The following is a 13508-nucleotide window of genomic DNA, read 5'->3' on the forward strand; positions in this document are numbered from 1 at the left end:
CATGACCGACCTCGCCACCGACGCGATGGACTTCTCGCGCCAGCCCGACCGGATCGACCTCGATCCTCCGGTCGAAGGCGGCGGCTGTCATGCGGGCGCAGACGTGCTGCGCGAAGCGACCAACAAGGCGCAAGGTTCCGAACTGCTGGAGCGTTATGCCGCCGACTACCCGGTCGGCCCGCACGATCAGCCGCAATCTATGTGTCCGGCCTTCGGTTCCCTCCGCGTCGGCCTCAGGATGCGGCGCACCGCAACGGTGCTCTCGGGCTCGGGGTGCTGCGTCTATGGCCTCACCTTTACCTCGCACTTCTACGGCGCGCGTCGCACGGTCGGCTATGTGCCGTTCAGTTCCGAAACGCTCGTCACCGGCAAGTTGTTCGAGGACATCAAGGAAGCGGTCGAGGGCTTGGCTGATCCGGCTGATTATGACGCCATTGTCGTCACCAACCTCTGCGTACCCACTGCCAGCGGCGTTCCGCTTCGGCTGCTGAAAAAGCAGATCAACGGCGTGCGCATCATCGGCATCGATGTGCCCGGCTTCGGCATTCCGACCCATGCCGAGGCCAAGGACGTGCTGGCGGGTGCCATGCTCGCCTACGCGCGCGAGGAAGTGGCGCAAGGCCCGGTGGCAGCCCCGGCCACCCGCTCCGACAAGCCGACCGTCACCCTGCTTGGCGAGATGTTCCCGGCCGATCCCGTCGGCATCGGCATGATGCTCGAACCGCTCGGCCTCGCCGCCGGACCGGTAGTGCCGACCCGCGAATGGCGCGAGCTTTATGCGGCGCTCGATTGCGCGGTGATTGCGGCGATCCATCCTTTCTACACGGCCAGCATCCGCGAATTCGAACATGCCGGACGCGCCGTGGTCGGCTCGGCCCCGGTCGGCGCGGAAGGCACGGCGGCGTGGCTCGAAGCCATCGGCGCTGCCTGCAACGTTCCCGCCGAAAAGGTCGAAGCCGCCAAAGCCCGCTTCGTGCCGATGATCCGCGCCGCGCTCGCGGCCAACCCGATCAAGGGACGCATCACGGTTTCGGGCTACGAAGGCTCCGAACTGCTCGTCGCAAGACTGCTGATCGAAAGCGGCGCCGACGTGCCCTATGTCGGCAGCGCCTGCCCGCGCACGCGCTGGTCCGATCCCGACCGCGAATGGCTGGAAGCACGCGGCGTCCGCGTCCAGTTCCGCGCCAGCCTTGAGCAGGACATTGCCGCGGTCGAGGAATTCCGCCCCGATCTCGCCATAGGCACTACCCCGGTGGTTCAGCACGCCAAGGCCAAGGCGATCCCGGCGCTCTATTTCACCAACCTGATCTCCGCCCGGCCGCTGATGGGCGTGGCTGGCGCAGGAAGCCTTGCGCAGGTGATCAACGCCGCGATGGCCAACAAGGCGCGCTTCGACAAGATGACTGCGTTCTTCGAAGGCGTCGGCACCGGCCCTGCTGCCGGGATCTGGGAAGAAACCCCGCAGGACCGCCCAGCCTTCAAGAAGAAGTACGCCGCCCTCAACGAAGCCGCACGCAAGGCGGCAGAGGCGGTGGGCACATGACCCTCGTTCTCGACCATGATCGGGCCGGCGGCTACTGGGGCGCCGTTTACGTCTTCACCGCGGTCAAAGGCCTGCAGGTGATCATTGACGGCCCGGTCGGCTGCGAGAACCTGCCGGTTACCTCGGTGCTTCACTACACCGACGGACTGCCCCCGCACGAGTTGCCGATCGTTGTCACTGGCCTCGGCGAGGAAGAACTCGGCAAGACCGGCACCGAAGGCGCGATGAAGCGCGCGTGGAAGGTGCTCGATCCGGAACTGCCCGCCGTGGTCGTGACCGGCTCCATCGCCGAGATGATCGGCGGCGGCGTCACCCCGCAGGGCACCAACATCAAGCGCTTCCTGCCGCGCACGATCGACGAGGATCAGTGGCAATCGGCTGACCGCGCGCTGACCTGGCTGTGGTCGGAATTCGGCCCCAAGACCGTGCCCGCGCCCAAGCCCTTGAAGGAGGGCGAAAAGCCCAAGGTCAATATCCTCGGCCCCGCCTACGGCATGTTCAACATGGCGAGCGATCTTCACGAGATCCGCCGCCTTGTCGAAGGCATCGGCGCGGAAGTGAACATGGTCTTCCCGATGGGCAGCCACCTCGCCGACATCCGCAAGCTGGCGGACGCACAGGCCAATGTCTGCATGTATCGCGAATTCGGCCGCGCTCTGTGCGAGCAGATGGAGCGGCCCTACTTCCAGGCCCCGATCGGGCTCGACAGCACGACCCGCTTCCTGCGCGCTCTCGCCGCCGAACTCGGCCTCGATCCCGAACCGTTCATCGAGCGCGAGAAGCACACCACGATCAAGCCGCTGTGGGACCTGTGGCGCTCGGTCACGCAGGACTTCTTCGCCACGGCCAGCTTCGGCATCGTCGCCAACGAGACCTATGCGCGCGGCATCCGCCACTTCCTCGAAGACGACATGGGCCTGCCCTGCACTTTCGCCTTCTCGCGCAGTGCCGGCGTGAAGCCGAAGAACGAGGACGTGCGCGCCGCGATCCACGCCACGCCGCCGCTGGTGCTGTTCGGCAGCTACAACGAGCGCATGTACAACGCCGAAAAGGGCGGCAGGTCGATCTACATCCCGGCCAGCTTCCCCGGCGCGGCGATCCGTCGCCACATCGGCACGCCGTTCATGGGCTATTCGGGCGCGACCTACCTGGTGCAGGAGGTGTGCAACGCGCTGTTCGACGCGCTGTTCAACATCATCCCACTGGCGACGCAGCTCGATGCCGTGGAAGCCACGCCCGCACGCGATCATCGCGAACTGGCGTGGGACGAGGACGCCAAGGCCCGGCTCGACCAGATCGTCGAAGCCCAGCCGGTGCTGGTCCGTATCTCCGCCGCCAAGCGCCTGCGCGATGCGGCCGAGCGGGTCACCCGCCGCAACAACGAAACCCGCGTCAGCGCCGACCGGCTCGCCGACGCCATGCTCGAGGCGCAGGTCACATGATCCGCGCAGCTATCCTTCCGCGCTCATCCCAGGCGCATCAGCTTGCACGGTCGCCGTTCTCCGGTCGCCGTGTTCCCCCATCCCCGCGGGTCAGTTCCGCGTGGATACCGAAAGAGGTCTTCCGCCTCTCGCACATCAACAACGACTGGAGATTGGGCAATGAGTGATCATGACGATCGCTTCGGGCTGAGGACCTACCTCACCCCAGAGGAAGCAAAGGAATTCCACAAACTCTTCGTGAGCAGCTTCGTCGGCTTCACCGCCGTCGCAGTGGTCGCACACGTCCTCGTCTGGATGTGGAAGCCCTGGCTCTGACGCATCCGCCCGCCACGGCCGCAAGCCTGACGCGGGTCCTGAAACACTTGCACAAGGACTAAGACCATGTGGAGGATTTGGCTTATTTTCGATCCGCGCAGGGCACTCGTCGCTCTGTTCGCGTTCCTGTTCGTGCTCGCGCTGGTGATTCACTTCATCCTGCTCAGCACCGATACGTTCAACTGGCTCGATGGTCCGAACTCGGCCCAGGGCATGGCGAACGCAGCAGCGGCAGCGGCGCCTCCGGCGTCCTGACACCGCACTGCCTGATTGGGGCCTGTGCGAGAGGCGGCGGCGCTCCCGTCGCCGCCTCCTGTATCCCCCTCGAATAAGGCAAGAGACCCCGCTGCTTGCGGCGGGTGGGGAACAATCAAGCCCGTCGCGCCGCGGCGGGGAGGGGTAGAACCATGGCACTCCTTAGTTTCGAACGAAAATACCGCGTTCGCGGTGGCACGTTGATCGGCGGCGACCTGTTCGATTTCTGGGTGGGTCCGTTCTACGTCGGTTTCTTCGGTGTGGTGACCGCGATCTTCGCGTCGCTCGGCACCGCCCTCATCTTCTACGCCGCCTCGCAAGGGCCGACGTGGAATCCCTGGCTCATCTCGATCGAGCCGCCAGATCTCAAGTACGGCCTCGGGCTGGCTCCACTGGCCAAGGGCGGGTTCTGGCAGGTCATCACGGTCTGCGCGCTGGTATCGTTTACCAGCTGGGCGCTGCGTGAAGTCGAGATCTGCCGCAAGCTGGGCATGGGCTACCATGTCCCCGCCGCGTTCAGCATGGCAATCTTCGCCTACTTCACGCTGGTGGTGATCCGCCCCGTCCTTCTGGGCGGATGGCACTTCGGCTTCCCCTACGGCATTTTCAGCCACCTCGATTGGGTTTCCAACACGGGGTATCAGTACCTGCACTTCCACTACAACCCGGCCCACATGCTCGCGGTCTCGTTCTTCTTCACAACGGCCCTCGCCCTGGCGCTGCATGGCGCTCTGGTGCTCTCCGCCGTGAACCCGCCAGCTGGCGGCGAAGTGAAGTCGCCCGAGTACGAGGACACCTTCTTCCGCGATCTCATCGGCTATTCGGTCGGCACGCTCGGCATTCACCGCGTCGGCCTGCTGCTGGCGATGAATGCGGGCTTCTGGAGCGCGGTGTGCATCGTGATCAGCGGGCCGCTGTGGACCAAGGGCTGGCCCGAATGGTGGACCTGGTGGCTCAACCTGCCGATCTGGTCGTGAAGGAGCATTGAGCGATGGCGACCTATCAGAACATCTTCACCCAGGTTCAGCTTCGTGGTCACCCCGAAGCCGGGATCGACCTTCCCGCCGGCAGCGAGCCGCGCATCGGCAAGGGTTCCTTCAACCACCTCATGGGGATCATCGGCCACGCGCAGATCGGCCCCGTCTATCTGGGCTGGACCGGCGTATTCGCGCTGATCTTCGGCTTCTTCGCGATCGAGATCATCGGGCTCAACATGCTCGCCTCGGTCAACTGGGACCCGATCCAGTTCGTGCGCATGCTGCCCTGGCTCAGCCTTGAACCGCCGGGGCCGGAATATGGCTTCACCCCCTTCGTGCCGCTGGCCAAGGGCGGGTGGTGGATCATGGCCGGGTTCTTCCTGACCACCTCGATCATCCTGTGGTGGATCCGCACCTATACCCGCGCCCGGGCGCTCGGCATGGGAACGCACGTGGCCTGGGCCTTCGCCTCGGCGATCTGGCTCTACCTCGTGCTCGGCTTCATCCGCCCGTTCTTCATGGGTTCGTGGGCGGAAAGCGTGCCGTTCGGCATCTTCCCGCACCTCGATTGGACCGCAGCCTTCTCGATCCGCTACGGCAACCTGTTCTACAATCCGTTCCACGCCTTCTCGATCGCCTTCCTCTACGGCTCGACCCTGCTCTTCGCGATGCATGGTGCGACCATCCTGGCAGTCGGCCGCTACGGCGGTGAGCGCGAGATCGAGCAGATCACCGATCGCGGCACGGCCTCGGAACGCGCGGCGCTGTTCTGGCGCTGGACCATGGGCTTCAACGCCACGATGGAATCGATCCACCGCTGGGCCTGGTGGTTCGCGGTGCTGACGACGCTGACCGGCGGCATCGGCATCCTGCTGACGGGCACCGTGGTCGACAACTGGTACCTCTGGGCGCAGCAGCATGGCTATGCTCCGATGTATCCCGATACCGGGGTCATTGATCCCGCCACGCTGGGGAGTGCGGGCCAATGAGAAGGACAATCGCAATCGCCGCATTGGCGAGCGCTGCGCTGACGCTGACGGGGTGCGAACTCTCGCCGAAGCAATCGGTGCAGTACGGGCATCGCGGCACGGGCATGGACCAGGTCACCTTGAAGAAGGTGGCCATGGCCAAGGACGACGTGCCCGCCCCGCCCTATGACTCACCCTCGACCGAGGGTCCGCGTGCCGGGGCTGCCTACCAGAACGTGCAGGTTCTGGGCGATGTCTCGGAAGAGCAGTTCACCTACACGATGGCTGCGATCACCGCGTGGGTCGCGCCGGAGCAAGGGTGCAACTACTGCCACAACCCCGAGAACATGGCCTCGGACGAGAAGTACACCAAGGTTGCCGCGCGCAAGATGTTGCAGATGACGCGCAACATAAACTCCAATTGGACCAAGCACGTAGCGACCACGGGCGTGACCTGCTGGACCTGCCACCGCGGCAACGCCATCCCTGCCAACTACTGGGCTCTGCCCGAGGCCGGCAAAAACGGGATCATCGGCAATCTTCACGGGCAAAATCAGCCACTTCCGGCCTCGGCCTACTCGTCGCTGCCCAATGCCTCGCTGGCCCTGTACCTGACTGGCGACCCCAAGACCGACAGGTCGATCCGGGTCGTTTCCGACACCCTGCATCCGACCAAGGCCAACGAGCTTTCCGTCAAGGAAACCGAGCCGCAGTATGCACTTATGAACCACATCTCGACGTCGCTGGGCGTGAACTGCACGTTCTGCCACAACGCGCAGGCGTTCAAGCCGTGGAACATCAGCACGCCCAAGCGCGCCACGGCGTGGTACGGCCTGCGCATGGTGCGGGACATAAATGGCAAGTATATCAGCGGCTTGAAGGACGTCTTCCCGGCACACCGCAAGGGGCCGATGGGCGATCCGTTCAAGGTCAGCTGCGCGACCTGCCACCAGGGCAAGAACAAGCCGATGGGCGGGTACAAGATGGCCAAGGACTACCCGGCGCTGTGGGGCCAGCCGATGGCCCAGCCAGTGTCGGGGCCCGCAGCGGCGCCGGCAGCTCCCGCGGCTCCGGCCGCACCGATGGCAGCTGCGGTGACGACCGCAACACACTGATCCCCCGCAGTAATGTGGGACCTCGAAGGTCCGCCGGAGCTGCTCCGGCGGACCTTTTTTTATGTTTCCAACTCTCCGAGGCAGAAGGGCAACTCTGCCACAACTCCCCGGCAACTCCCCCGCAACTCCCGCAATCGGGAGCGCAACTATGGAAGGCTACGGCGGCGGCGCATGACGTCGGCGATGTGGACCGGGAAGGAGAGCGCGATCGGCACCGAGATCCACGGCCACTCCGCCCCGACCAAGGCGGCGCGAAGTCCGACAACGATCAGCGCCGCAGGGAGCAGCATGGTGAGGAGATCGCCAAGTCTCCAACCGCGCCAGCGCAGCCAGAGCGCTTCGAGCAAGAGCGCTGCAAGGACGATGTCGGCGGCGTGACCGGTGGCGAAGAGCGTTTCCAACGCCCTGCCCTCAACCGAACGGCGCGTTGAGGCGGACGATTTCCCAGTTGAGCGCGCCTGCCACCGTGACCCAGCCGATGTAGGGAAGGAGAAGGAGGCCCGCGAGGCGCGAGAGACGTCCGCAGTAGACGATCAGCACGGCGATCGAGCACCACAGCACGCAGAGCTCCCAGAACGCCCAGTCGGGCCGTTGCATCCGGAAGAACATCAGGCTCCAGAGGATGTTGAGGAAGCCGTTGAGCGCGAACAGGCCGATCACCGTGTCCGACGTGCGTGAATCCTTGGCCGCGCGCCAGGCTGAGACGCCGGCGATGGCGCAGAGCGCGAAGATCGTGGTCCAGGCGATCGGGAAGACCGGGCGCGGCGGGGTGAAATCGGGCTTGATCAGTGAATCATACCAAGGCCCGAGATCGGTGATCGTCCCGCCGATCATCGCCGTGGCAAAGGCCGCGAGCGAGGCGATGCCAATGGGTATGCCGGCAGGAAGGAGCGAGGCACGCTTCATCCGGCGGCAGGCCTCAAGCCGAGCAAGTGCGCGCAATCCTTGAGGAAAATGCGCACGTGCGCCATCGGTTTGGCGCGGACCAGCTTCTTGTTCATGTAGGCCTGCCAGGTCAGCTGCTGGACGTCCTTGTCTGCACACATCTCGACAAAGCGCTCGCGACGCTTGTCGCTCGAGTACCAGAAGTACTGCATGATCCCGAGGATCCAGAAGACACGGCCATGTTCACGCAGAAACGCCTTGCGCGCCTGCTTGAGCACGGCGGGATTGCCGCTGGCGAGGAAGGCCTCCGCGGTTTGCGCGGCGATGCGGCCGCAGGTCATCGCGTAATAGATTCCCTCACCCGAAGCCGGTGCGACGACGCCGGCGGCATCGCCCGAAACAAGGACATCACGCCCATTGTCCCAGCGCTTCAGGGGCTTGAGCGGGATCGGCGCGCCTTCACGGCGAATCGTGTCGCATCCGGCGAGGCCGAGATCGTCGCGCATCTGCTTGACCGAGCCGCGCAGCGAGAAGCCCTTGTTGGCACTGCCGACGCCGATGCTGGAAGTCTCGCCGTGGGGAAAGACCCAGGCATAGAAATCGGGCGAAAGCTTGCCCTGATAGAGCACGTCGCAGCGCGAGGCGTCGAAGCCCTGTTCGGTACTCTCGGGCGAGCGCACGACTTCGTGATAGGCAAAGACACAGGGGTTGCGCTCTGCGCCGGGGATGTTCTCGCGCGCGACGCCAGAGCGGGCACCATCGGCACCGATGACGAGGCGGGCACGGACCTTGCGGACTTCACCGCCGCGCGCCTCATGATAGCAGACGATCGCTCCGGGATTGGCGTCGCGCTCGATCCGTTCGTAGGTGCCGGTGCGACGCTCCGCGCCCGCCGTGGCGGCCCGTTCGCGCAGCCATTCGTCGAAGTGATCGCGATCGACCATGCCGACATAGCCGATCTCGCCCACCGGCATGTCCACCGCGCGGTTCGAGGGCGCGACCATGCGGGCCGCGCGGGCGCGGGCGACGAGGAGCGATTGCGGGACTTCGAATTCCTCGAGCAGGCGCGGCGGCACCGCGCCGCCACAAGGCTTGATCCGCCCTGCCCGATCAAGCAGCAGGACCTTGCGGCCAGCGCGCGCCAGATCCCAGGCTGCGGTAGCTCCCGAAGGTCCGCCACCGATCACCACGACATCGAATTCGTTCTCTCCGGTCATGCCCCTGCCGCCCCCAGTTGGGCGGGAATGGCCCGCCGGAAGGTTACCCGCATCGCGAGGATTGCCGAGACGAGGAACAGGCTCGCCTCGAAAGCGAAGATCAGCTGGAAGGCTTCGGCCACCTGCCCTGTCGCGCTCCGCACGAAATCGACGCCGAGGGCGCCGGTCAATCCGCCAAGGCCGAAAGCGATGGCCTGCGCCGTGCCCCAGACCCCCATGCGCACGCCTTCACGGGTGCGCTTTCCGGCACCGGCCAGACCCATCATCGAGCCGATGGCCGAGACCGCGAATGCACCGTTAAAGAAGCCGAGCGCGGCAATGTTGGCTGCGAGCGGCCAGCCGGGACCGGTCTGTGCCGCAATGGCAAGGCCTGCCAGCGCGAGCGCGGAACCGATGCAGCCAAGCATCGTCCAGATGCGCAGTTCGATCGGCATGCGTCCGGCAAAGGCACTGCCGCCAAGGCCGGTCACGATCATCCCGACGAGAACGCCGCCGTGCTGGACGCCGGAAAGGCTGGTCGATTGCCCCGGCGACATCTGGAAGACAAGCCCTGCGAAAGGTTCGAGGATCAGGTCCTGCATCGAATAGGCCAGCATCGACACGAAGATGAACAGGGTGAAGCGGCGCGACTGCGGATCGCCGAGAATCTCGGCAATGGCTTCGCGCAGGGATGCCGGTGGCTCGCGGGTTTCGGGAGCCGTGGCGCTTGTCGCCTTGGCCTCAAGCCCGAACATGGCGAGGCAGGTGAGCGTAATCGCTGCGGCCACGACGCCGCCTGCAACCATGAACAGGCGCTGTTCGGAGAAGGGATCGAGCAAGGCGCCAGCCGTTCCGGCCGAAACGACAATGCCGAAGACCATCATGATCCATGTCGTGGCAGCAGCAGCGGCGCGGCGTTCGGGTGCGACCCCGGTGGCAAGGATGGCGAGCATCGAGGTCCCCGCTGCGCCGACGCCTGCACCGATCAGCGAGAAGGCGACAACGGCGAGCGCGATGCCGAGCGTCCGGGCATCATCGAGCATGGTCGTCGCCTGCACGGCGAGCATTGCCCCTGCTCCGAGGATGGCCATGCCGCCGATCACCCATGGCGTGCGCCTGCGGCCGAGGTCGGAGCCATGACCCCACAGCGGGCGCGAGAGCTGCACCATGTAGTGCCACGCCACCAGCCCTGCCGGGATGCCGGCGGCGAGGCCATATTCCAGCACCATCAGGCGGTTGAGCAGCGACGTGGCGATCATCACCATTGCGCCGATCGAGGCCTGGACAAGGCCCAGACGGACAATCGAGAACCAGCCGAACCTGCCGTGCATCAGACATACCCTCCAAGGCCGAGTGCCGAGGCGAGCATGCCAAGCACGTAAAGTGAGACGCCGGTGGCGTTGTACCAGGGCGCGTTCTTCGCCGGGGCCGAGACGAGCTTCGGCATCAGCGCGAGTTGTGCGGCGAGCAGGAGTGCCACGACGCCTGCGGAAATACGGTGGCCCCACAGGACCATGAGGGCGACAACGATCACTTGCGGCACGGCCATGACTGCGCTGGCCAGCAGCGCTGCGGGCCGTTCACCGAGGACGACCGGAAGCGAGCGCAGGCCTGTCGCCCGGTCACCTTCCACCGCCTTGAAATCGTTGAGTGTCATGATGCCGTGCGCGCCGATGCTGTAAAGCGTGAGCACCACCAGCACATGCGTCGGCGGCAGCGACCCGGCCATGACGGCAGCGCCGGTGAACCAGCTGAGCCCTTCATAGGTTAGGCCGACGACGGCAGGGCCGATCCAGCCGCTGGTCTTCAGGCGGAACGGCGGCGCGCTGTAGGCCCAGGCACAGACGAGACCGAAGACCGTGGCGATCAACACCCAGCGACCGGTCAGCGCGGCGATCACCAGCGAGAGGATCGTCCAGCCGATGGCAATGTAGAGACCCCAGCGACCGCCGATGCGGCCCGAGGGAATCGGGCGGTTGGGCTCGTTGATGGCGTCAACATGGCGATCGAACCAGTCGTTCACCGCCTGGCTGGTGCCGCAAACCAGCGGCCCGGCCAGGAGGATGCCGGCGATGAGGAAAGTCCAGCGGCTCAGCGGGGAAACGCCCGAGGAGACGACGCCGCACATCAGCGCCCACATCGGCGGGAACCAGGTTATCGGCTTGAGCAGTTCCAAGACATCGCGAGCCGCCGGAGGCGGCGTAATCCCAGTGGTGACTGCAGATCGCGCCATGGGCAAAGACTATGCCCATGCACCCCTAGCGTCAAATCAAATTGACACTCTATTCGTCAACACTGTCAACCATGTTGCCGAGGCCGTAGCGGTGCAGCTTGGAGTAGAGGCTCTGGCGGCTGAGGCCGAGGATTTCCGCGGCGGAAGCGCGGTTGTTCGAGGTGTATTCGAGCGCGGCTTCGATGCAGAGGCGCTCAATCAGGTCGGTCGATTCCCGGACGATATCGCGCAGGGACATGCGGCCGACCAAGTCGGTGAGCTGTTCGACCGAACGCGGCGCATCGGTGGTGGCCGGCAGATCGCGCAGCCGGCGGCCGATGGGGCGAATCACGAAGCCGTAGGATGGCTGGTCATCGTTGGTGCGTACGGCAGACAGTTCCACCGGCTCGCCATCGAAACCGTCCCGCGCGCCGACGACGGTGCTGACATTGCGGGCAATGTCGTGCTTGGCCAACTGGCTGTCGATCAGATCGAGATCGATGCCGGGACGCCCCAGGAAATCGCCGAGCGGGCGGCCGCGCAGCTGATCGGCCGTAGCTGCAGAGACCAGTTCGACGAATGCCGGGTTGGCGGCCTGGATGATCATGCGCGCATCCGTCAGCACGAAAGCGTCGGGCATTTCCTCGATCACCCGCAGCGTTGCGCCCGAATTCTGTTCGACGGCACTGTTGGCGCCGGACAGGCGGATGAGCAGGAACTGCCCGCCCCGCTCGCGAAAGCCGCTGGCCGAGAGCATGACCGGTTCGGTGCTGTCGACCACTTCCGCCTCGATCGGCATGACGCCGGGGGAGACCAGTGCAGAACCGAGGAAGGCGATCAGGTGTTCGCGCGCGGGCTTGGTGAAGAGGGCGGTCAACTTGCCGCCCTGGAGCGAGCCGTTGCGGGCATGGAACATCTGGTGCGCGGCGCGGTTGGCCTCGCGGATGCGGAATGCTTCGGCATCGACGATCAGGACAGGCTCGACCGACTGGTCGAACAGCATGCGGTAGCGCGCCTCGAGCTGGCGCAGGCGCAGATAGTCGCGCTCGAGCGATTGCTGGGCCTGCAGCACGCGCTGCTGAAGCGCGGCGGCATCGCGCATGTCGCGACCGAAGGCGATGCTGCCCCCGCCCTCGCCCAGACGGACCACGACGAAACGGACCGGCACTTCGCCATCGGCGGTGACCTGGTTGACCTGACGCCAGTGCTGGGTCACGCCCTTGCGGGCGTTTGCCAGCATTTCCATCACCTTGGCACGGCTCTCGATCGAGACAGTATCGAGCCAGTCACGGCCAAGCCACTGCTGTGCTTCGGGAAACTCGCGCGGATTGGCGGTGAGGTCGATGATCTTGCCGGAATCGTCAATGATCAGGGCAAGGTCGCCGGCGACCATGGCCAGCGTTGCCGCAGCGTCCGAACCCAACCCGTTGAAATGGGTGTGCGGACTGCCGAAGGGCAGCTTCCCTTCGATGGAGTTGTTCCGGGATGGCATCAACCGGGCCGATTATCCGAGTGGCAGATCGAAACGGACTGATCCTGCACGTTTTTTCGCGACAAGCCGTTCGGCGAGGACAAGAGCCGAGCGCGCATCCGGAGCCGTGCCATCGGCACCCACTTCATCGACGATACCCGGATTGGCATTGACCATTCGTCCACCGATAAAAACCTGAACCCCTGGCGCCCGCGAGACGCTGCGAATGGCACAAATTAGGTCGGCCAAGGTCGCGTTAGTGCAATCGCAACTGACGGTCAAGCCTATGACATCAAAGTGTCTTTCCGCGATAATCTGCAGCAATTCCTTGCGCTTAGGCTCAATCAACGCTTCGGTCTGCCAACCCGACCGCGCGAACACTTCCTCGATCATCAAAGTGCCAAGCGCGTGCCGATCACCGGGCAGCGGCGAAAACAACGCAGTACGGGTATGGTTCCCGTCAAAAACGTCCGACGGGTAGCGCAAGGCCACCTGGCGCATCACTTCCTGCAGGCGCCAGAGCCCCATGGTGACGTCGAGAAAGTCGCACTCGTCCTCTTCCCAGTGCTGGCCGAGCCGACGGGCCGAGGGGGCAAGAAGATCTACGTAGATCGATTCTATGGAAACCCCGCGCTGGACGAAGCCTTCGACAACCTCGAGCAGTTCCTCGGCATCGAGGTCCAGCGGCAGCGAGGCAAAGCGCGCGGCGTCTGCCGGATCGACCGACAGCGTGCCGACCACGCGGGAGCGCGGCAGATCCGACGAATGCGCAAGGAGCAGGCGAGGAATGATCTGTTCTTCGATGAGACTGTTGAGCGAGCGCGCGCCCTTTGCGGGAACCATCCCGGGTGCGCAAGTCTGGTCAGGTCCGGAATGAGGCAACCCCGCTGCGTCGGCGTGCCCGGTACCTGCCCTCACACCTGCGCCACGCTTGCGGCGTGCAGGGGCGACCCTTCTGGTCCCGGTTCCGTACACAGTAGCCATGTCAGACCCCTCCGGTCTGGTGCGGGTGCATGATGGCACCCCCGAACCGCCGCCTCGATACTTCGACTCTGCCCGGAACCGGTATCCTACGCCTGTAAACTGTTGCTGACAAACCCTCATCTGTCATTTTTATTTGTCGTCAAGA

Annotated in this window: 14 protein-coding genes; 7 read left to right on the plus strand and 7 right to left on the minus strand. The window is 65.0% G+C overall.

All coding sequences use genetic code 11. The features are described 5' to 3' along the window. The first annotated feature begins 1 nt into the window (after position 1). The 7 genes from bchY to pufC all read left to right on the plus strand — a co-directional run bounded on the left by bchY (position 2) and on the right by pufC (position 6615). Positions 2–1543, plus strand: a complete 1542-nt coding sequence (bchY, locus tag I2488_RS17910; protein ID WP_196277153.1) for a chlorophyllide a reductase subunit Y — start codon at positions 2–4, stop codon at positions 1541–1543. Then, positions 1540–2985, plus strand: a complete 1446-nt coding sequence (gene bchZ / locus I2488_RS17915) for a chlorophyllide a reductase subunit Z (protein ID WP_196277154.1) — start codon at positions 1540–1542, stop codon at positions 2983–2985. The genes bchY and bchZ overlap by 4 nt, the downstream gene beginning before the upstream one ends. A gap of 159 nt (positions 2986–3144) precedes the next feature. After that, positions 3145–3300 carry a light-harvesting antenna LH1, beta subunit gene (gene pufB, locus I2488_RS17920; protein ID WP_196277155.1) on the plus strand — a complete coding sequence of 52 codons (156 nt, stop codon included), beginning with the start codon at positions 3145–3147 and terminating at the stop codon, positions 3298–3300. A 66-nt stretch (positions 3301–3366) separates the two neighbouring features. Beyond that, positions 3367–3555, plus strand: a complete 189-nt coding sequence (gene pufA / locus I2488_RS17925) for a light-harvesting antenna LH1, alpha subunit (protein ID WP_196277156.1) — start codon at positions 3367–3369, stop codon at positions 3553–3555. Positions 3556–3707: 152 nt separating this feature from the next. Further along, a complete protein-coding gene (pufL, locus tag I2488_RS17930) occupies positions 3708–4532 on the plus strand; it encodes a photosynthetic reaction center subunit L (RefSeq protein WP_196277157.1) in 825 nt (274 codons plus the stop codon). Positions 4533–4546: 14 nt separating this feature from the next. Further along, positions 4547–5521, plus strand: a complete 975-nt coding sequence (pufM, locus tag I2488_RS17935) for a photosynthetic reaction center subunit M (protein ID WP_196277158.1) — start codon at positions 4547–4549, stop codon at positions 5519–5521. Further along, positions 5518–6615 carry a photosynthetic reaction center cytochrome PufC gene (gene pufC, locus I2488_RS17940; protein WP_196277159.1) on the plus strand — a complete coding sequence of 366 codons (1098 nt, stop codon included), beginning with the start codon at positions 5518–5520 and terminating at the stop codon, positions 6613–6615. Before pufM ends, pufC begins: the two co-directional genes overlap by 4 nt. 146 nt (positions 6616–6761) lie before the next feature. On the opposite strand, the gene I2488_RS17945 is transcribed toward pufC, so the two are convergent. Genes I2488_RS17945 through I2488_RS17975 form a run of 7 tightly spaced genes read right to left on the minus strand, consistent with a single transcriptional unit; the run spans position 6762 to position 13222 of the window. After that, complete coding sequence (locus I2488_RS17945; RefSeq protein WP_196277160.1) at positions 6762–7016, minus strand: hypothetical protein; 255 nt, start codon at positions 7014–7016, stop codon at positions 6762–6764. Between the two features lie 10 nt (positions 7017–7026). After that, complete coding sequence (locus I2488_RS17950; RefSeq protein WP_196277161.1) at positions 7027–7521, minus strand: TspO/MBR family protein; 495 nt, start codon at positions 7519–7521, stop codon at positions 7027–7029. Beyond that, positions 7518–8717: a geranylgeranyl diphosphate reductase gene (locus I2488_RS17955; RefSeq protein WP_196277162.1), complete on the minus strand. Its 1200-nt coding sequence runs from the start codon at positions 8715–8717 to the stop codon at positions 7518–7520. The genes I2488_RS17950 and I2488_RS17955 overlap by 4 nt, the downstream gene beginning before the upstream one ends. Further along, positions 8714–10027, minus strand: coding sequence for a BCD family MFS transporter (locus I2488_RS17960; RefSeq protein WP_196277163.1), 1314 nt, complete (start codon positions 10025–10027; stop codon positions 8714–8716). Before I2488_RS17960 ends, I2488_RS17955 begins: the two co-directional genes overlap by 4 nt. Further along, positions 10027–10929, minus strand: a complete 903-nt coding sequence (gene chlG, locus I2488_RS17965) for a chlorophyll synthase ChlG (RefSeq protein WP_196277164.1) — start codon at positions 10927–10929, stop codon at positions 10027–10029. Before chlG ends, I2488_RS17960 begins: the two co-directional genes overlap by 1 nt. A gap of 49 nt (positions 10930–10978) precedes the next feature. Next, positions 10979–12400, minus strand: coding sequence for a transcriptional regulator PpsR (gene ppsR, locus I2488_RS17970; RefSeq protein ID WP_196277165.1), 1422 nt, complete (start codon positions 12398–12400; stop codon positions 10979–10981). 12 nt (positions 12401–12412) lie between these two features. Then, positions 12413–13222: a cobalamin B12-binding domain-containing protein gene (locus I2488_RS17975; RefSeq protein WP_214652452.1), complete on the minus strand. Its 810-nt coding sequence runs from the start codon at positions 13220–13222 to the stop codon at positions 12413–12415. Positions 13223–13508 lie beyond the last annotated feature (286 nt).

Source organism: Novosphingobium jiangmenense (assembly GCF_015694345.1).
Taxonomy (GTDB): Bacteria; Pseudomonadota; Alphaproteobacteria; order Sphingomonadales; family Sphingomonadaceae; genus Novosphingobium; species Novosphingobium jiangmenense.